The 20176-nt window shown below is 39.0% G+C and carries 17 protein-coding genes and 1 pseudogene; 4 read left to right on the top strand and 14 right to left on the bottom strand.

Annotated features, from left to right (window positions below):
- From I6E24_RS09900 to I6E24_RS09890, 3 genes and pseudogenes are all read left to right on the top strand, one after another.
- Positions 1–1204 (top strand): annotated as a pseudogene (locus I6E24_RS09900) (site-specific integrase); the annotation flags it as partial.
- Positions 1205–1207: 3 nt separating this feature from the next.
- Positions 1208–1582: a hypothetical protein gene (locus tag I6E24_RS09895; RefSeq protein ID WP_235328332.1), complete on the top strand. Its 375-nt coding sequence runs from the start codon at positions 1208–1210 to the stop codon at positions 1580–1582.
- 96 nt (positions 1583–1678) lie between these two features.
- Positions 1679–2803: a Fic family protein gene (locus I6E24_RS09890; protein ID WP_235328330.1), complete on the top strand. Its 1125-nt coding sequence runs from the start codon at positions 1679–1681 to the stop codon at positions 2801–2803.
- 237 nt (positions 2804–3040) lie between these two features.
- On the opposite strand, the gene tsf is transcribed toward I6E24_RS09890, so the two are convergent.
- The 8 genes from tsf to purB form a co-directional block, all read right to left on the bottom strand.
- Positions 3041–4033, bottom strand: coding sequence for a translation elongation factor Ts (gene tsf, locus I6E24_RS09885; RefSeq protein WP_235328328.1), 993 nt, complete (start codon positions 4031–4033; stop codon positions 3041–3043).
- Between the two features lie 131 nt (positions 4034–4164).
- Positions 4165–5004, bottom strand: a complete 840-nt coding sequence (rpsB, locus tag I6E24_RS09880; RefSeq protein ID WP_235328326.1) for a 30S ribosomal protein S2 — start codon at positions 5002–5004, stop codon at positions 4165–4167.
- A gap of 221 nt (positions 5005–5225) precedes the next feature.
- The gene (rpsI, locus tag I6E24_RS09875) at positions 5226–5612 is read right to left on the bottom strand and encodes a 30S ribosomal protein S9 (protein WP_154043087.1); all 387 of its coding nucleotides are present in this window, start codon (positions 5610–5612) and stop codon (positions 5226–5228) included.
- Between the two features lie 6 nt (positions 5613–5618).
- Positions 5619–6080 carry a 50S ribosomal protein L13 gene (gene rplM / locus I6E24_RS09870; protein ID WP_204404141.1) on the bottom strand — a complete coding sequence of 154 codons (462 nt, stop codon included), beginning with the start codon at positions 6078–6080 and terminating at the stop codon, positions 5619–5621.
- A gap of 265 nt (positions 6081–6345) precedes the next feature.
- Positions 6346–6831, bottom strand: coding sequence for a DUF4488 domain-containing protein (locus tag I6E24_RS09865; RefSeq protein WP_235328324.1), 486 nt, complete (start codon positions 6829–6831; stop codon positions 6346–6348).
- A gap of 171 nt (positions 6832–7002) precedes the next feature.
- A complete protein-coding gene (gene asnS, locus I6E24_RS09860; protein ID WP_235328334.1) occupies positions 7003–8406 on the bottom strand; it encodes an asparagine--tRNA ligase in 1404 nt (467 codons plus the stop codon).
- 16 nt (positions 8407–8422) lie between these two features.
- The gene (locus I6E24_RS09855) at positions 8423–9712 is read right to left on the bottom strand and encodes a pseudouridine synthase (RefSeq protein ID WP_394800391.1); all 1290 of its coding nucleotides are present in this window, start codon (positions 9710–9712) and stop codon (positions 8423–8425) included.
- Positions 9713–9784: 72 nt separating this feature from the next.
- Positions 9785–11131 carry an adenylosuccinate lyase gene (gene purB, locus I6E24_RS09850; RefSeq protein WP_154043345.1) on the bottom strand — a complete coding sequence of 449 codons (1347 nt, stop codon included), beginning with the start codon at positions 11129–11131 and terminating at the stop codon, positions 9785–9787.
- Between the two features lie 280 nt (positions 11132–11411).
- Between purB and I6E24_RS09845 the strand changes: the two genes are divergently transcribed.
- On the top strand, positions 11412–11588 hold the full coding sequence (locus I6E24_RS09845; protein ID WP_235328320.1) for a DUF4250 domain-containing protein: 177 nt from the start codon (positions 11412–11414) through the stop codon (positions 11586–11588).
- 227 nt (positions 11589–11815) lie between these two features.
- Here the strand turns inward: I6E24_RS09845 and I6E24_RS09840 are convergent, their stop codons facing one another.
- The 6 genes from I6E24_RS09840 to I6E24_RS09815 all read right to left on the bottom strand — a co-directional run.
- Positions 11816–13165, bottom strand: a complete 1350-nt coding sequence (locus tag I6E24_RS09840) for a zinc-dependent metalloproteinase lipoprotein (RefSeq protein WP_235328318.1) — start codon at positions 13163–13165, stop codon at positions 11816–11818.
- Positions 13166–13281: 116 nt separating this feature from the next.
- Complete coding sequence (locus tag I6E24_RS09835; protein WP_235328316.1) at positions 13282–14445, bottom strand: Omp28-related outer membrane protein; 1164 nt, start codon at positions 14443–14445, stop codon at positions 13282–13284.
- A gap of 24 nt (positions 14446–14469) precedes the next feature.
- Positions 14470–16029, bottom strand: coding sequence for a DUF6029 family protein (locus I6E24_RS09830; RefSeq protein ID WP_235328314.1), 1560 nt, complete (start codon positions 16027–16029; stop codon positions 14470–14472).
- Positions 16029–16517: a TlpA family protein disulfide reductase gene (locus tag I6E24_RS09825; protein WP_235328312.1), complete on the bottom strand. Its 489-nt coding sequence runs from the start codon at positions 16515–16517 to the stop codon at positions 16029–16031. Before I6E24_RS09825 ends, I6E24_RS09830 begins: the two co-directional genes overlap by 1 nt.
- A gap of 116 nt (positions 16518–16633) precedes the next feature.
- A complete protein-coding gene (locus tag I6E24_RS09820; RefSeq protein ID WP_235328310.1) occupies positions 16634–19294 on the bottom strand; it encodes a hypothetical protein in 2661 nt (886 codons plus the stop codon).
- A gap of 66 nt (positions 19295–19360) precedes the next feature.
- On the bottom strand, positions 19361–20176 hold an 816-nt coding region (locus I6E24_RS09815; RefSeq protein WP_235328308.1), incomplete at its 5' end, for a fimbrillin family protein.

Below are 20176 nucleotides of genomic sequence, written 5' to 3'. Positions count from 1 at the left end.
TCTTCTTGAAGAAGACCAAGCTGCTGAAAAACGGAGAAGCATCCGTTTGTATGCGTATCACTGTAGATGGTACGCGAGTTGAAAACAACATCCGCAAAAGCATTGACCCGTCTCTCTGGAGTCAGGCAAAGGAATCCGCCAGAGGCAAAAGCCGCAAATCATGCGATCTGAATGCCTACATCGAAAATGCGAGAATCAAGTTACATCAGATTTTTTGTGAGCTGGAAGAACAGAACCAACCTATAACGGCACGTCTGTTACAGGAAATATTTTTCGGACAGGACAAAGAACCGGAAGCGGTCCGCACCCTTATCGGTACCATGCAAGAGCACAATGACCAATGCCGTGCCCTGGTCGGGAAAGACTATGCCCTGATTACCGTTCGCCGTTATGAAAGCTGCAAGCGCTATCTTGCCGCACTTATCAGACAGAAATACGGAAAGGATGATCTGCCGCTGGCGGAAGTCAACGGTGAGCTGGTACGTGCCTTTGAATTTTATTTGAAGACGGAAAAAGAATGTCAGCAGAATACCGTCATCCGTTATATGAAGTGCCTGAAGAAGATTACCAATCTGGCACTGGCCAATGAATGGATAGCCAAGGATCCGTTTATCGGTATCAAGTTCCACGAAAAAGAAGTAATCCGTGAGTTTCTTACTATGGATGAGCTACTGACCATCTACCACAAGAATTTCCTCTGGAGCGAATCACCGTAGTCCGTGATGTTTTTATTTTCGCAGCGTTCACCGGTTTGGCTTTCATTGACGTACAACAGCTTTCCCCTGAGCATATCGTAAAAGACAACAACGGAAACCTGTGGATCAGGAAGCCACGTCAGAAAACAAAGAACATGTGTAACATTCCGCTGCTGGATATTCATTTGGAAATCCTGAGAAAATATGCAGATTATCCGGCCTGCAAAAAGAAAGGAGTATTGCTGCCTGTCCCCTGCAATCAGAAGATGAACAGTTACCTGAAAGAGATTGCCGACCTGTGTCTGATAAAGAAGAACCTGACTACACACACCGCCCGTCACTCATACGCCACATCTGTCTGTTTGGCCAATGGGGTAAGCATTAAGAATGTAGCCAAAATGCTCGGTCACTCCAATATCAAGATGACGCAGCACTATGCAAGGGTACTCGACAGTTCCATTCTGAAAGATATGAATAATGTAAGGGATGTACTTTCAAATTGCTTGTAGCTTATGAAAAGAGAAATTATCCATATAACAGAAGACGGCAGGATTGTTATTCCTGCTGTCCATCCTTATAAGATTCGTATGGACGAAACCGAACTCGTCGGCTTGTTCAATGTGATTGCACCGACCTTACGAGCAGCGAAAAGAAGAATATATAAACTTGAGATTTTGCAACCATTCACCGCAGAACAACGTATTCCGTTAAAAGAGGGGTATCAGGTAGTCTATAACCTGGAAATGATATTTGCGCTTGCCTTTCAGATTAATACTTATCCGGCACAACAATTACGTGAGTATATAATCAGCAGACTGTTCCAATCTGAAAAGTCAATGGTTATCTGCATGGTGAATGGAAATCATAAGTCATATCTAAAATGCTGATAAATATCGATTTCACTATTTCATGCAGATAATAAGCCGCAAATTTTGCGGTTAATTATCCGCAAAACTGTATATTTGCAGAAAACAGTGATGCCTATGTATATACATGAACATAAAGAATGGCCTTCTTTTTCGTGGAACAAGGAACTTGTCGGTGAGAAGCTGAACAAGGTAAACAAAGCTGTCGGTTATCTGATGGGACGCCTTAGTGTTATCGGTTTTAACGACAAGATGTCTGCCGTAGTTGAATCCATCTCTCATGACATCATTGCATCATCAGAAATTGAAGGAGTGGAATTGAACAATGAGCAGGTACGTTCATCTGTAGCCCGCAAACTCGGAGTACAACTACCGAATCCGACCGAATCCTCACGATATATAGACGGAGTAGTGGAAATGGCACTTGACGCAACCGTCAATTTCAACAGTCCGCTTACCCATGAAAGACTCTTCGGCTGGCACAACTGCCTGTTTCCTACTGGATGGAGCGGTCCAACAAAAATAGATGTAGCCCGATACCGCAGTGGAGATATGAAAGTTATTTCTGGAATGTTCGGTCGGGAAAAGGTACATTATGTAGCGCCTGCTTCTGAAAGAATAGACGAAGAAATGAATCGGTTTCTGGACTGGTTCAATTCAGATGCACATAACGGTTATGTAAAATCAGCGATAGCCCATTTGTGGTTTGTCTGTATCCATCCTTTTGATGACGGAAACGGACGAATCGGACGGGCCATTGCTGATATGGCACTTTCACAGGCTGAAAACTCAAAGATGCGTTTCTTCAGTATCTCCCATCAGATAAACAAAGATAAAAAACAGTATTACGATATATTGGAGGAAACACAGAAGGGAGATTGCGAGATTACTGAATGGATTATCTGGTATCTTGACTGTCTGCTCCGTTCTGTCGAGCAATCCGACGAAACATTGTCGAAGGTTCTTAACAAGGCCATATTCTGGCAAACCCATGCCGAAACAGTCCTGTCCGAACGACAACGCGAAGTCTTGAATTTATATTTGGACGGTTATCCCGGCAAACTGACGGCCAAGAACTGGGCAAAACGTGTAAAGGTATCACCAGATACAGCAGCACGCGATATAAAAGATCTGGTAGAGAAGGATATTCTGATACCCCAGCAGGAACGGGTTCGTGACGTATTCTACGGAATCCGGTGCAGTGACTCTATCCTTGTCATCCCCATGCCTGAAGATGTATAATTGTTCATCATGCAAGCATAAAGGCTGTGTGACATCGGTTCATCCTGACCGGCACACAGCCTTTATGCTTATCTTTTATTTACTACTCATATATGCTTCCCGATAATTCTCCTGAAGCATTTTCTCAATGTCACTCTCCCGGTAAAGGATCTCAAAAACCGCAAAATAAAAAAAACGTGAACCGTAGCTATATAGCTAAAACGATTCACGTTTTTATTTTATATCTTTCTGATATTATTATTCAGCACGCAAAGTAAAGCGTTTGAAATCAGTAATAACCAATTCAGGATCTGCAGCCTTCAATGTGTCAGCAACAGTCTTCTTTGGATCCATAATACTTTCCTGCTTCAAAAGACAAACCTCTTTCAAGAATTTGCCCAAACGACCTTTAGCGATATTTTCAATCATAGCCTGTGGCAAGTTAGCAGATTTTTCAGCAGCAACAGTTTCTTTGATTTCTTTAGCTTTAGCTACATCTTCAGCTGTAATCCATCCTTTAGCCATGTTGCTTTCCATATGTTCTTCGCTATCAACGTGAGCAGGGTTGATACCAGCTTTCTTCAAAGCAGCTTCCACAGCTTTCTGAACCTGTTCAGCTTTAGTTTTTTCTACTGCTACATTGATTTCTTCCTGTTTTACTGATTCAGGAACACCTGCTTCATCAATAGCAATAGGATTCATAGCTGCAATCTGCATACAGATTTCATGAGCAATCTGCTGATCGCAAGGCTTGTTGAAAGCAACCATAGTACAAAGCTGGTTCTTGCTCATGTGATTGTAAACTGCAGTACTAGCTCCTGTAACTACGAAATAGCCATCCAATTCCATTTTTTCACCAGTGATACCACTACGGTCAACAACAGCATCTGCAACTGTTGCAGCACCCATAGGAAGAGCTTTCACTTCATCCAAAGTCTGGCACTTGTTAGCAATTGCAGCATCAAGAATAGCCTGAGTCAAAGCAACGAAATCTGCATTTTTAGCAACGAAGTCAGTTTCACACTTCAAAGCTATCATAGCAGCATAGTCACCTGTAGACTTAGCCAATACACAACCTTCTGAAGTTTCACGGTCAGAACGTTTTGCAGCAACTGCCTGTCCTTTTTTACGAATAATTTCCATTGCCTTGTCGAAATCGCCTTCAGCATCGTTCAAAGCATTTTTACAGTCCATCATACCAGCTCCTGTCAATTTACGAAGCTTGGTAATATCTGCCATACTTACAGCCATAATAATTTCTTTTTATTAAGAGTTAATAATATCGTTATAAAACAAAATTGAGAATTGAGAATTGAGAATCTGAGCAAATATGTTCCATTCTCAATTTTCAATTCTCAATTTTATATATTTAATTTCTAGAATTAAGCTTCATCTTCTTTGCTAACGAAAGCTGCAGCTTTAGCAGCGTTTATAGCATCTTCTTCAGCTTTATCCATGCGAGCTCTACCAGCTTTTTTCTTTGCAGCTTTAGGAGCAGCAGCTTCACCTGCAGCATCCATATCTACTTTTTCAGCTTTTCTTTCTTCCAAGCCTTCAGCCATTGCAGCGCAACAAGCATCAAGAATTACTTCTACAGACTTAGTAGCATCATCGTTAGCTGGAATAACGTAATCAACGTTAGAAGGATCAGAGTTTGTATCAACAATTGCAAATACTGGAATACCAAGACGGTTAGCTTCGCGTACTGCAATATTTTCTTTCAAAACATCGATAACAAACAAAGCAGATGGAAGACGAGTCAAATCAGCGATAGAACCAAGGTTCTTTTCAAGTTTAGCACGCTGACGAGAAATCTGAAGAACTTCTCTCTTTGACAAGTTTGAATAAGTACCATCGTTAGTAAGTTTGTCGATAGTTGCCATCTTCTTAACAGCCTTACGGATTGTTGGGAAGTTAGTCAACATACCACCTGGCCAACGTTCGATAACGTATGGCATATTTACAGAAGCAGCTTTCTCAGCTACTACCTGTTTAGCTTGTTTTTTAGTAGCAACAAAAAGGACTTTCTTTCCTGATTTTGCGATCTGCTTCAAAGCATCAGCAGCTTCTTCAACTTTTACAACGGTTTTGTTAAGGTCGATGATATGGATACCGTTGCGTTCCATAAAAATATAAGGAGCCATTGCCGGGTTCCACTTTCTCTTCAAATGTCCGAAGTGGCAGCCTGCTTCCAATAATGTATCAAAATTTACTCTTGACATTGTTTTTAATTTTAATCGTTTACTTTCTTTTTTGTTTAAATTGAACCAACTGTCCGGTAGTTTCTCCGCAAACAATTGTAGGGAAAATCCTGACAGTTTAGATACTAAACGCTTTTACATTTAAGTTTTTGAGTTTCTAAGTTCTTGAGTTTAGTCTGAAGTTTCGCAAACCGATTACTTGCAACAAACTTACAAACTTAAAAACTAACAAACTCAATCGCTTAACGTTTACTGAACTGGAATCTTCTACGTGCTTTCGGACGTCCTGGTTTCTTACGTTCAACAGAACGAGAGTCACGAGTCATGAAGCCTTCTGCACGAAGAGCTTTCTTGTCATCAGCATTGATTTTAACAAGAGCACGAGCGATTGCCAAACGCAAAGCCTGTGACTGTCCTGTAAAACCACCACCACACAAGTTTACTTTAATATCATATTTTTCAGCCACCTGAAGAAGGTTAAGAGGCTGTTTAACTACATACTGCAGAATAGTTGATGGAAAGTACTCTGCAAGGTCTCTCTTGTTAATAGTAATCTTTCCTGTACCTTCGCTAACGAAAACGCGAGCAATTGCGCTTTTACGTCTGCCTAATGCATTTACTACTTCCATTCTTTATTATTTAAGTGTGTTAATATCAATAACTTTCGGAGTCTGAGCTTCGTGTTTGTGTTCAGAACCTTCATAAACATACAAGTTGCCAAGCAATTTAGCTCCCAGACGGTTTTTAGGAAGCATACCTTTAACAACTTTCTTCATCAATTTTTCAGCGCCATTAGGTTTAGCCATCAAGCGAGCAGGAGTGATTTCGCGCTGACCACCAGGATAACCTGTGTAGCTCAAATACACTTTGTCATTCCACTTATTACCTGTAAACTTAACTTTGTCTGCATTGATGATAATAACGTTATCACCGCAGTCCACATGAGGAGTAAAGTTTGGTTTGTACTTTCCTCTCAACAGTTTCGCAACTTTTGCACCGAGACGTCCTACGACCTGGTCGGTAGCATCAACTACAACCCATTCTTTTGTTGCAGTTTCCTTGTTTGCAGAAATGGTCTTGTAACTTAAAGTATCCACTCTTAAATCTTTTTTAAAATGTTAACTACTAAAAAACGAATTCATCACACATCATCCGTCCCGGACAAAGAAGAATTAAAGTGTTCTGAATCTTAAATTTATCACTATTTGATAATAATCGGCTTGCAAAGGTACAACTTTTCTTGAAACAGACAAAGTTTTTCCGTATTTTTCTATCTTAATCAGTTGATACTATGCTAAAAAGGCTACCATCGTAATAAAACGACAGTAGCCCGTTTATATATTTTAGTACTATATTTATCGATTACCTAATAATGTTCTCAGGATATTTTTCCGGCATAGTAACCTTTTTCCAGGTTTCATAGCACCATGAATCTATTATATTTCCGTTAATATCCTCTTTCAGAAAATATTTCACAACCATTATTCCATTTTCCTTCATTTCGTATTCCATCACATTCTTTTTTCCGTTCAGCTGCGGAAGATGGAGATTTCTTTCAACAATTTCTGTATATGATTTTTCAGAATCCACCTCATATGTCCCTTCACCTATTATAATAGCTCCATGAGGCATCATAACCATATTAGTAAACCGTCCGTCGTCCGAAAGAATTTTAAATGAATTACTTGTTTTAAGCTCACCGGCTACATCCGGAGAATTAGAACGATAAAAACACATCTGCCATACGCCATTAAGACTTACAGGAACTTTTTCAGTCTTTTGCGCCAACGCATTACCCGATGCCACCAGCAACAATAATGCCAATAATAAGAAACTGCGCATTTTCATAACACTATATATTTAAGTTTATTAATAGGTTTCTACAAATATAACAAAAATAATTATTAGATACACAGATTAGCATCTTTTTTTTATTATCAGGCCTTAATCTTAATACATATTACAAAAAAGGCTGTACGGAATTATCCATACAGCCTATAATTTCTATATTCTCGAATATTAGAATTCTGCATTTCTCGGAGTACGAGGGAAAGGTATAACGTCACGTATATTCGACATACCTGTAACGAACAACAGCAAACGTTCGAAACCAAGTCCAAATCCAGAGTGAGGACAAGTTCCGTACTTACGAGTATCAAGATACCACCACATATCTTTCATAGGAATACCAAGTTCCTGAATACGAGTAAGCAGTTTGTCATAGTCAGCCTCACGTTCAGATCCACCAATAATCTCACCAATCTTAGGGAACAGCACATCCATAGCACGTACAGTCTTTCCGTCTTCATTCTGTTTCATATAGAATGCCTTGATTTCCTTAGGATAGTCAGTCAGGATTACCGGTTTGTTGAAATGTTCTTCCACCAGATAACGTTCATGTTCAGAAGCCAGGTCAGCTCCCCAGAATACAGGGAATTCAAACTTATGACCTTTAGCTACAGCATCTTCAAGTATCTTTATACCTTCAGTATATGGCAAGCGAACAAAGCTATCTTTCAATACACCCTGCAAGCGTTCAATCAATCCCTTATCGAACATATCGTTCAGGAATTTGACGTCATCATAGCAGTTATCCAAAGCCCACTGCACACAATATTTAATGAACTCTTCAGCCAAGTCCATATTATCATTGATGTCATTGAAAGCCACTTCAGGTTCAATCATCCAGAACTCAGCCAAGTGACGAGGAGTATTAGAGTTCTCAGCACGGAAAGTAGGACCGAAAGTATAGATTGCACCAAGTGAAGTTGCAGCCAATTCACCTTCCAACTGACCAGACACAGTCAAACTAGCCTGCTTGCCGAAGAAGTCATTATCATAAACTATAGATCCATTCTCATCCTTCTTCAGATCATACAGATTCATGGTAGTAACCTGGAACATCTGTCCCGCACCCTCACAGTCAGAAGCAGTAATGATAGGAGTATGGAAATAGAAGAAACCACGGTCATGGAAGAACTTATGAATAGCAATAGCCATATTGTGGCGAATACGGAACACTGCGCCAAAAGTATTTGTACGCGGACGCAAGTGAGCTATCTCACGAAGGAACTCCATTGAGTGTCCTTTCTTCTGAAGAGGATAAGTATTGTCACATACACCCAACACTTCTATTTCGCGAGCCTGAATTTCGGCAGCCTGTCCCGCACCTACAGATTCCACTAATTCACCGTTTACGCTGATACATGCACCTGTAGTAATCTGTTTGAGCATTTCTTCATCGAAGTTAGCCAAATCAACAACCACCTGCACATTATTTATAGTAGAACCGTCATTCAAGGCGATAAAGTTTACCTGTTTACTACCGCGGCGGGTACGAACCCAGCCTTTAACGTTGACCATACTACCGAATTCGCGTGATTTCAGCACGTCAACAATTTTTGTTCTACGAATCATTTCCATCATTTAATAATTTATATTATTCAAAAGACCCCATACGGAGCATATTTACTTCATTTTCTGTCAAGAATCTCCAGTCACCGCGACGCAATCCTTTCTTTGTAAGTCCGGCAAAATAAACTCTGTCAAGTTTAATTACCTTATATCCCAAATGTTCGAATATACGGCGTACGATACGGTTCTTTCCAGAGTGGATTTCTATTCCAACCTGTGACTTATCAGTATCAGAAGCATAGCTTACAGCATCAGCATGAATTTCTCCATCTTCCAAAGTTATACCTTGTACAATTTGGTCAAGATCGGCTTTTGTAACATTCTTATCACAATACACATGATAAATTTTCTTCTTCAGATATTTAGGATGAGTAAGTTTCGAAGCCATCTCACCATCATTGGTAAGCAGAAGAACACCAGTTGTATTACGGTCAAGTCTTCCCACCGGATAAATACGTTCCTTACATGCATTCTTCACATAATCCATCACAGTCTTACGTTCCTGCGGATCATCTGCAGTAGTAACGCAATCCTTTGGTTTGTTAAGCAGCAGATACACCTTTCTTTCAATGGTTACCGGTTGGTCATGGAATTTCACGTCATCATTGCGATGCACTTTAGTTCCAAGTTCTGTCACCACTACACCATTTACAGAAACCACTCCTGCTGTGATAAACTCATCAGCCTCACGACGTGAGCATATACCGGCATTAGCCAGGAACTTGTTCAAGCGGATAGGTTCATTAGGATCTGTAAGCACATCCTTATACTCTATCTGCTTCTTCATGCTATATTTAGCATTCGGGTTATAATCATTTGTGCGCTGACGGAATCCTCCCTGACGGTTGTTTCCATATCCGCCACCCTGCTGGCGATATCCGCCCTGCTGTCCCTGACGAGGACGGAACGAACGCTGTTCACCCCCATCATTATTGAATCTAGGAGTAAACTGACGCTGCTGACGATCACCGCCGTTGTTATTAAAACGTGGTGCTCCGTAAGAACGTTCCCCTCCTTCATTGTTTCCATATGGGCGATTGCCATAAGGACGTTGCTGACGGCCATAATTGTTTTTGCCATAACCTCCACGCTGCTGACGGTCAGCACCATTATTATTGTTGTTAAATCGAGGGTTGAACGAAGAGCGGTTCTGACGTTGCTCACCACCTTCAAATCCATTGTTAGGACGACGTCCGTAATTTCCACCCTCATAACGATTGTTTCTGTTATAACCTTCTCTGTTGTTGTAAGATTTTCTACCATCGCGGCCAGACTGGTTTTCACCGTTTTGTCTGAATTCTCTTTCTGTCATAATAATTAAATCAAAAAAAAAATTAATACTCTTACCCTCTCGGGCCAAAAATGTCTCTATAAATCAAATATAAAATTAAATACCAGTATAATTATGTGGAGTTATTGCGCGAAGTTCCTTCTTTATATCTTCACTCACCTCCAATGTCTCTATGAAATTCTTTATTGAAGCCTCGTTTATAGCCTGGTTAGTACGTGTAAGAGCCTTCAGCGCCTCATACGGATTAGGATAAGCCTCACGGCGAAGAATTGTCTGAATAGCCTCAGCAACCACACTCCAGCAGTTATCCAAGTCCTCATAAATCTTATGCTCGTTCAACAACAGTTTGCCAAGTCCTTTCAGCGAACTCTGTATCGCAATAATAGTATGACCGAAAGGAACACCGATATTACGCAAAACAGTAGAGTCTGTCAAGTCACGCTGCAATCTTGAAACAGGAAGTTTTGACGACAAATGTTCGAAAATAGCATTAGCCATACCAAGGTTACCCTCAGCATTTTCAAAGTCTATCGGATTAACCTTATGAGGCATTGCGCTTGAGCCTACTTCACCGGCTTTGATTTTCTGCTTGAAATACTCCATTGAGATATACTGCCAGAAGTCGCGGTTCATATCAATCATTATAGTATTGATACGTTTCATCGCATCAAATATTGCCCCCAGATTGTCATAGTTCGAAATCTGAGTAGTATATTCCTCACGTTCCAATCCCAACTTTTCTGCAACAAACTTATTACCGAATTCTTTCCAGTCAAACTCAGGATATGCCACATGGTGAGCATTATAATTACCAGTAGCCCCACCGAACTTGGCAGTAATGGCACAAGCTTTCAGTATATCCAGCTGACGGCGCAATCTGTACACAAACACCATAATCTCTTTACCCAATCTTGTAGGCGAAGCAGGCTGTCCGTGAGTCTTCGCAAGCATAGGAATATCCTTCCATTCCTCAGCATATGCGGCAAGCTGGTCAATAAGTTTCTGTATTTGCGGATAATATTCCTTCTCCAGAGCCTCTTTTATAGACAAAGGCACAGAAGTATTATTGATATCCTGCGAAGTCAATCCGAAATGGATGAACTCCTTATATTTTTCCAATCCCCCAAGCTTGTCGAACTGTTCCTTGATGAAATATTCCACAGCTTTCACGTCATGGTTAGTAACGCTTTCTATTTCTTTGATACGCTGAGCGTCAGCCTCTGAGAAATTACGGTAAATATTACGCAATGATTCGAAACGCGCATGATCGAAACACTTCAACTGTGGCAACGGAAGTTCACACAAAGTAATAAAATACTCTATTTCCACCTGCACACGATACTTGATCAGCGCATACTCAGAAAAATATTCAGCCAAAGCTCCCGCCTTGGTCCTATATCTGCCGTCGATAGGAGAAACAGCAGTGAGTAAGTCAAGCTCCAACATTGTTTTTCAGTTTTTTCTAAATTAATGATCATTAAAACTTCGCAAAAGTAATGCTTTTTCCCGACTTAACCACCCTAATAATGAAAACTTTAGTAATTATTACACAAATATCCGGTTTTTCATAACAGCAAAAAACCTGCTGATTTTTCCAAACATAGCATCAACATAAGCTAAAATATCATAAAAACGGAAGAATACAATTAATCAAGATATATAACCGTCTGAAATAAAGCGTACCTTTGCATCAGAAAAAAACGAACATAAAATCAAAAAGACAATGGAACTTCCAAACGATCCGATGATGCTTTTCAGCCTCATCAACATGAAGCTTAGAGACTTTTATCCCTCGCTCGACTCTCTTTGCGATGATTTAAGCCTTAACAAAGAGGAAATAATATCACGTCTTAAAGACGCAGGATTCGAATACAATGAAGAGATGAATAAGTTCTGGTAAATCACTATTCCCGAAAAAGACAACCATTTATTTTATTTAATAACAAAATAATACCAATGAGCAATTGAGAATAGCATATTTCTCCAAATACTCATTGGTATATTTAGTTTGCGGACGTAAAAAGTTATTTTTTTACAAGCAAACATATGTTAGTAAAAAACAAGCAAGCATATTAATTGCAGTTTCAGCTAACAAGCAAATTGATCTTATACCTATGAACTATAATATTAATGAAGCCCTGTATCACATTTTGTTATATTAGGTTTAGATGCCCATTCAGTATTTTCTCCGCTTTTTACACTCTTACTTTTCTGCTGGTATATTGGCGATTCACTAAAATCCTTAGGACCAGGCAAGAAGAATGAATGGTGCAGGCTGTACATTATACGTTCTTTCTGTTGTTCAGTAAATTTATTGGCATCAGAAACAGCATAATCCATTATATTAGTAGAACGGAACACTTCTGGCTCCACACTATTATTACGCATTACATTCTTTTCGTATCCATCACTTCCTATTGGACCTATAGGACCATTTTTACTAATCCATGAGTTTAGTCCTATCATATATTGGTTTCTGTTGTATGGTTTTGTGTCAGTACAATAGTCAGTATCCAGTTTTGGAGAGCTGCTGTTCTCATTGAATGCATGATAAAGTGCAAGGAAGTGACCAAGTTCATGAGCCAATGTCATTGTAATATCCTTATTATTATAGTTTTCTCCCTCTTTCTGCATTTCATAAATGTAGTTATTGTTTATACAAATACAGTGCGGATAAGGAAAGTCATATGGATTTCCGTTCGAAGGACAAGTTGTGCAACCATCCAAAGAATACGGTTCAAGAAATATAGGGAATTGCGATATACCTATTATATACTGTTGGTCTGTTGTATATGTATAGATAAATACATTAATATATTTGTCATTATCCCAAAGCATTTCTTTATATTTAGGATCGCCACTTGCCATAAAATCCTCCGGATTAATATCATTATATGATATTTTTTCTCTGGAAATACCTTTTTCAGGCATTGCTTTTCCTTCATTATCTTCTTCTGCCATCACAAAGGTGACAGGCAAACCGTTGTCTGCATAATATTTATTCACGCCCTCCAATATAGTTTCAAGATGTCCAGGTCTTACATATTGTTTTTCATCAGATTCGTCTTTGTAAAGTACATGAAAAACTATAGGAATTTTATATTCATGGTCTTCGCTGAACTCAATAGACTTTTGTGATACAAGCAAATCCACTGTACCCGATGCCCCTGTAATATTAATTTTTGCGTCGCGGTCATTCTGCCATAAATTTTCAGAAAAATTTATTTCAAGTTGGTTTTTTTCTGCATTCGCACTTACCTGTAGCCAATGGTTACTTGAAACAGCTGTTTGCCATGCACCGGCAGGTATTCCGTTTTCTGTCAGATTTACAGTTAGAGTACCTCCATTCGCATCAAGCCCCTCAGCTATTGTTATGGCCTCTTCCGGCAATTTCATATCATTGCCCTCATTGTCCGAGCACGAATATATCACTGGTGCCAGAGCAAGCAAGGTTGTGTATAATATATGTTTCTTCATTGTAGTTTTGTTATTATTTTAATTACTAGGCCTTAATTACCAGTTGACAAGGCTTTAGTTACCATTTTTTCCTAATGTCTGATATCAAATATCTAAAACCTCGCCAACCTGTCATCTTATTTATATTCAAATGTTATGCTTTGATTAAGCGGACATTCCACAACGTTGTCTGTTACGAAGTTTGATGAGTTTTCACCTGCTCTGCTTACAATAAGCACTACTTTCACATTCTGCATGTCGGCAAACTTGAACGCCCCCTGTTCTATGCAATGATGGAACTCCAGAACTTCGTTGCCTTTGCTTGTATCCTTGCCGGCCATTATGTCACCAAATATAGGTTCGGTTGCAGACACATAACGTACCAAGTGGTTGTGTTTGCTGAAGTCATACATAGCATCAAGTTCCGGAGTCGTACCGATTTGCTTTTCAGAACTTACCAGATTATCTTCGATTACCCACACAGCCATACGGTATCTTCCAGCCTTGTTTACTTTAACTTTTGCAGAAACACTTATGCCTTTAGTAGCATCTCCCGAAGTTGCTGCCGAGATTGCGCAGCTTGCTTCCGACTGCATTTCGCTATCCACAGCCTTTTTAATAGTATTTGCAATTGTTTCCGGTGTGTCTGTAGCATAGACCCCTATACCTTCATCCGCTTTCAAGTTCAGAACTGTTGAAGGAACACCGCCCACGTTACCTCTGGTGAACAGCTGCAAAGCCACAACATCTGTTGAAGGTGTGAAAAACTCATCTTCTCCCTTTACTCCGTGAACAACAGTAAGCACTGCATCACCGTTTGTATTCAGCTTGCTGAATTCATTTATCCCTACAATCATTTTCGGGCAGATGTTACAGTCAAGACTTGTGCCTTCTGTAACCAATACTCTTTTACGGAAACCGTCATATTTGTCAGAGTCGGTATCCTCCGGAAGTTGCAGTTTCTCTTTCACAGCTTCAATTGTTATTTCCGGTGTCAGCTTACCCTGATAACTTGCAAAAAAAACATATTTCCCAGCTTCGGAAGATTTAAATGAAAGTCCTTCATATACTTCCGATTTTCCGTTTACTTTCTGGTATATTGTAGATTGTGCGGTCACGTCCGCTCCTTCCATAGTAACGGTGAATAATGTCTCTTCCTGTCCGTTGTTCAAAATGTATGATTCCGAAGAGCTCAGTTGTAATCCTTCCTGTACGTTTCCGTTACCTGGATCATCGTTACTTGAACAGGCTGTCGCCATAAATGCCGCAGCCAGTCCGAAAAATAAATTCTTAAGTTTCATGTTTTTTTGTTTTTATGTTTGTTATTAAAATGATGATGTTACAGTCAAGTTAGCGCCTGTATATGCCGGTGTATATCTGCAAACCCCACCTGAACATACATATCCGGCTCTATTACGGCCATAGCTCAATTGTAATCGCGTATTCTTGCGTGTGTAGCTCACTGAACCACTGTAATAGTGTGTATCAGTAGTTCCAAGATTGTACATATCACTAACAGAAAAGCTCCATTTTGGAGCAAAACTGAACTCAACAAGAGCCGCAACCCAATCTTTTTCGTAGTCCTGTGAATACAGATACTGCAACTCGGCACGGATTGACTTCTTACGGTCGAATTTATAAAGGCCGTCCAGTACGAAGATGTTCGACAGATAAGTCTCGTCGTCAAAACCTAAAGAAGGATTCCATTCCTGTACCGATACAAGAAGCGATGTCTTGAACTTCCTGTTCCATTGACGTTCTACATCTGCATTTATATCACGCCACAGCAGACGTGATTTCCCTGTAATATTCTTATTAGAATAAAACATGGAAGCATTAAAATGCAGATTCCAATACTTACTTCTATCCTCTTTTGAACGAATGGAGTAGTATATATCCAACTGTCCTCCACGCTCACCGTCTCCTTGCACCTGATATGGATTAAGATTTGCAAGCATATAAGTATATTGTCTGGTGAGAGCTGGTAGATAGTTCATCACGTTTCCAACTCCTCTACCATTACGCGCCAGAGTTGTATTCATGTAATTAAGTTCACGATATGTCCCAAGCACAGACAGAGCTTTATAATTATATCCTATTTCAGCCAGAAATCCATGTCCCTGCACAGGCTTAGAAGCATTAAACGACGCATCTTTACCTTTTCCAACATATTCTGCAGCCATATTAATCCCTTTATAGTCAAAATTCAGCCTTGCGGAATATAGATTCAGGTTATCCACAATCAAGGCATTGGAAGCATCTTCAGGCAATGCTTCGTAACGGTTCACAACACTTCCTTCCAGATTAAGCAATCCGCTATTCCATCCAATAATATCAGATACCGATAAACTCAGGTCAGCTCCTCTTATCCAGGAGTCAGCATAGGAATCATAAAGTCTTGGACGCCCATACAATCCCTTTACACTGACATAGTTCTTGAAGTTATAGCTTGCGTTTACACCTTCTATAGAATTGTTTATTCCTAAAGTTCTGTCTTCATAACTTCTGAAAACAAGTCCGGAACCGAACTGTTCAAAAATATCACCTACTCGAAAAGCAAAATTTTCATCCTGCCATGATGCATACTTTATTCCTAATATTGCTTTCTTTCCACTTCCATACAGACCGATATCATATCCCTGCAGTGTAGGGAGATAACCTTCCAACTGTATTCCTGCACTGAATTTACCTAAAGTATAATCAAGTTTCAGATAGTTGTTGCTACCGAACCTGTCGTCAGGATCTACTGAGTTTTCTTTATTCAGTCCATTATCCTTAACATAATATATGCTGTTTGACTCAAGACTCCCTGTAAGATATCCCTTCTCCTGCGAAAATAAGGGAAGTGAAGTAACGCATAGCAATGTAAATATCAGTTGTCTCATTACTCGCTTATCTCTTTAAGTTTCTCAAATAACTCATATTCACTGCCGGGTGTATATCCGGTATGTGAATATACAATCTCACCCTTAGCATTTACGATATATGTTTGTGGAGTCAGAGATACATTCATAGCACGCTTCAGATCCTGGTTCTTGTCGAACAGACATATAAAGCCCCATTGAAATCCCTGAGCCATTGAACGCGCACGTGATGTAAAACGGCTGTCATCTATTGATACTGCAATTATATTGAAGTCTATTTCTTCCTGCCATTCTTCCATAACCTCATTAAGTGCATTCAGTTCAGTCATGCATGGCTTACAAGTAACCCCCCAAAAAGACACAATAGCAGGTTTTCCCTCAAGTACATCTTTTGTGTTTACAACATCACCGTTAATTTTTTCAACCTTAACATTAGGCCATACACTTTGTGCAAAACTATAGTTTGCTATCAACAATAGTATGACCAACAAAAATGAGATTTTCTTCATTTCTATAAATCTTTACTAAAATTTGTTACACAAATACCTCTTCATTAAAACGAGTAAAACAGTAACGGCACATTAAACCGCTACTGTTTTCTGATATTATATATTTTTTAATAATCTCACTGAGCATTCGCTACAGTATAAGGCTTATGATAAACCCTTTCTGGAAGCACATCTGCCTTTGGCAAACGGGTTCTTCTCAACATGCCATTACCTTTAACTGGTAATACTTTATATTCTCCTGGTACAAATAAATGTGATGCACGACTCTTGCTTGCGCGACTTTCTGCATCAGACTTCCTGGTCAGAACAATATTGCCATCAACCTTACAGTTCCAGCTCCATGCACCCATATTCATTTCCTGTGCAAATGATGGAGTGAATACAAAATTGTTTTTCTCATAAGGTTTGATTGTCAATGTATTTCCATCTTCAGATAATTCACAAGGGAAATTATACTGACTGAAATCTGTAGCATAATCTTCATTGTAACCATATAGGCTTATACGGTTTCTCCATGCTTCAAACGGATCAATATATGTGGTATAGAAACCTTCATCATCCATTTCTGAACTTACAAGTGTAATGCTGTTGTCAGCTCCTATCTTGAAGAACAATTTCGGACCATAATCCTGGAACAGTTCGTCAGTATCATATGCAGAATATCCCGTATCACCGAACAGGTCAAGAGGAGTCGCGAATCTAGTTGATATTTTGTCATAACAGAAACCTGTACCTACCATCCAGTTATGGCCGATATATTTATCTTTATATTTTTCCTGACTTGTTTTAAATTCCTCCCACAGTTTATCAACTTCAGCTTGTGGATTTTCGTTTCCTTGTTTCTTGAAGTATTCTATAAGGTCTGCTTTTATTTCCTCAGGAAGAGTAGTGGTATATCCTGCCGGTTCTTGTCCGATAGTGACATCAAATGTGGATATCATTCCACTTTCTCCCGGACGCTTAAGTGTTCCGGTCCATTCACCTTTAAGCTTCTCAAACAATTCGCTCTGTACAGGAGTTTCTGCCTCCCATTTGCCAGATCTTGCTCTGTATTGAGGTCCGTCATAGAACAATTTTGTCGATTCGTCTACATTATACGACATCAGTGCCAACCAGCTTTCCTTATCATCCTGTGAAGTAAATCCTAATATATAGCCTTCATCGCTGTTGATTTTCTTCAATATATCCGAACCGTTTTCTTCATTTACAACGGTTCCGTACTGTCCAATCATTTGAGCCACTTTGGTATCCATTTCCTCTCCTTCTATTCCGTTCAGCATAGGAAACCATTCACTTGTATAGTTCATAAGATATCTGAAAGCATAACAATCTTTGTTAGGGGCTTTCACTTTGAACATAACCACAAACGGATCACCATTTGCCGACTCAACGGCTTCTACCGTAAGCTCAGCTTTAGGATTTGTAGATTTAGGAATTTCTATACCTGTCATCTTGTAAAGACTACGTATAGTAGCATCATCATTGTAAACAGCAGAAACAAATAAAGAATACTTTTTGTCAACCTCCACATCAAATGCCACTTCTATTTCTTTAGACGACTCATATCCTCCACTGAATATCATAGATTCTATACCTCTTTCACCATCTACATATTTAAGGAGTTTCTCCATATTTTCACCTTCTTCTATAAGGTTATATTTCATTGTCTGCACACCTTCTTCCGGTGTCATTTTCATAACCAGCGTCTTTTCGCGTACAAGAACCTTTTCTATTTTTACTTCACCGTTTCCTGGAGCCGGCAATTGAGTAAAGAATCCCTGACGCATGAACATCTTAGGATATGTACCCATATCCATTCCTCCCATTGACATTTCTACTGAAGTTACAAGTTCGCCAGATAAATAAACTTCCGACGGTGCAACAGGTGAAACCGGATTTTCAGTTGCTCTTGAACTCGCCTGAGCATTAATTTCTGACATACCTCCAAACATGAATTCGGAAATATCACCATTCTCTTGACATTCCCATATAATAAGCTGGTAGCTTGTACCTGGATTAATCTGAGTTATCAAGTCAGCCTCCTCTATAGGATCGCTGCCAGTTCCTTCTCCCCAATTCAAAACCTTATCTTCATTGTATGCTCCAGTATACATACTGTGTCCGTTCTCAAATGTAATAGTCTTAGGACCTTTGAATTGTGGTAAAGGCATACCCTGGCCTTCTCCCATAAAATCACCATCAGCCATATAACTAAAGTCCTTGTAGCCATAAAGTTCTTCGTTAGTTCTATAAACTTCTGTAGGAACTATACTCACTTTATAATATGTATCATTTGGTACTTCAACATGGAATGTAACCTTAAACATATTTGCATCCACAATTGTCAGAGGCTGAGTATATACAGGAGTTTTCAATGACACAGATTCCACCTTATAACCATCATCAGCTCTGAACGCAAAGAATACTGTGTAATCCTTATTTCCTTCCAGACCATAAATATTTATTTTCTGAGCATCATCTTCAATTTTCACTATACCATCAACTTTATTTTGAGCTTCAGCATATATAACAGCTCCATCAACTGGCGTTGCATTAGCTCCTTCAACTACCTTATAAGCAAAATCCAATGCACCTGCAACTTTCACATCTATAGTAGCAGATGTCGTGAAAACCTGACCTTCAGGTGCAGTCAAAACTGCATTGATGTTATTAACCGATGTTGCTTGCTGTGTCTCTTCATTTTCCTTACATCCCCAACAAAGCATCATAAGCATACACGTTAGGAAAAGTGTCTTAATAAATTTTTGTTTTTTCATTTTTTGTTTTTTTTGAGTTAGTTTTATTTTGAGTTTTGCAAATATTAAAATTGAAAGTAAATACTCTCATTTAAAATTAGATAAGTCTATTTTTGAGATGCCAATCAGATTATTAAATGTCACTTTATCAGCATTCCAATTCTCAATTTTTATTGTATGAACATCTTCTGTTTCTTTATAAATATGAGAATTCTGTGATTTATAAATTTCCAGAGTACTATTGTCTCCCCAATTTACAAAACCTGCTACCATATTTTCTCCAGATATATCAGGAAGCAATGCCTTATCTCCAATAAAATCATATACAATAGTTTTTACACTGCTTTCCATACCAATTTCATCATCTTCTTTTTGTAAAGGCACAATTTCAGTTTTATCCGAAAATAAAGTTATATTATTATCAGACAAACCTAATTTGAAAATATATTTCATTCCACGTTCTATCTTTATTGATGGTAAGATAACCTGATAACTTTGGTCATCAATAGAGAATGTCATAACTGTTTTTTTACCGTCAGATTCAAATGGGATAGTAAATGTTTGCGGTAAATCAGAATTCCATCCATTACCGACAATTTCTTTTTCTGTTTCAACAATGATAGACCCATCCGTCTCAGGCGTAATCACTCCTGTCTCAATATTCAGGTTACCTTTGACTTTAAATCCATCACCACTAACAGTTATACTATGCAAAATTCCACTTCCTTTATAATTATCCCCTTTAATAATATTAACAGCAATCGCAGACATTGCATGCGACATATTTAACTTTGCCTCAGGATTTTTCAATGAGACCAAAACTCCTTTACCTGAGTACAAATAATCAATTTGTTCATTTGCATCAATTGACACGTAAGAAGCAGATGTTATATTCTCATCAAA

This window comes from Bacteroides caecigallinarum (assembly GCF_021530995.1).
In the GTDB taxonomy this organism is placed as follows: domain Bacteria; phylum Bacteroidota; class Bacteroidia; order Bacteroidales; family Bacteroidaceae; genus Phocaeicola; species Phocaeicola faecigallinarum.
Note: the sequence above shows the minus strand (reverse complement) of the source record. Positions and strands in the feature narration are given on the sequence as shown.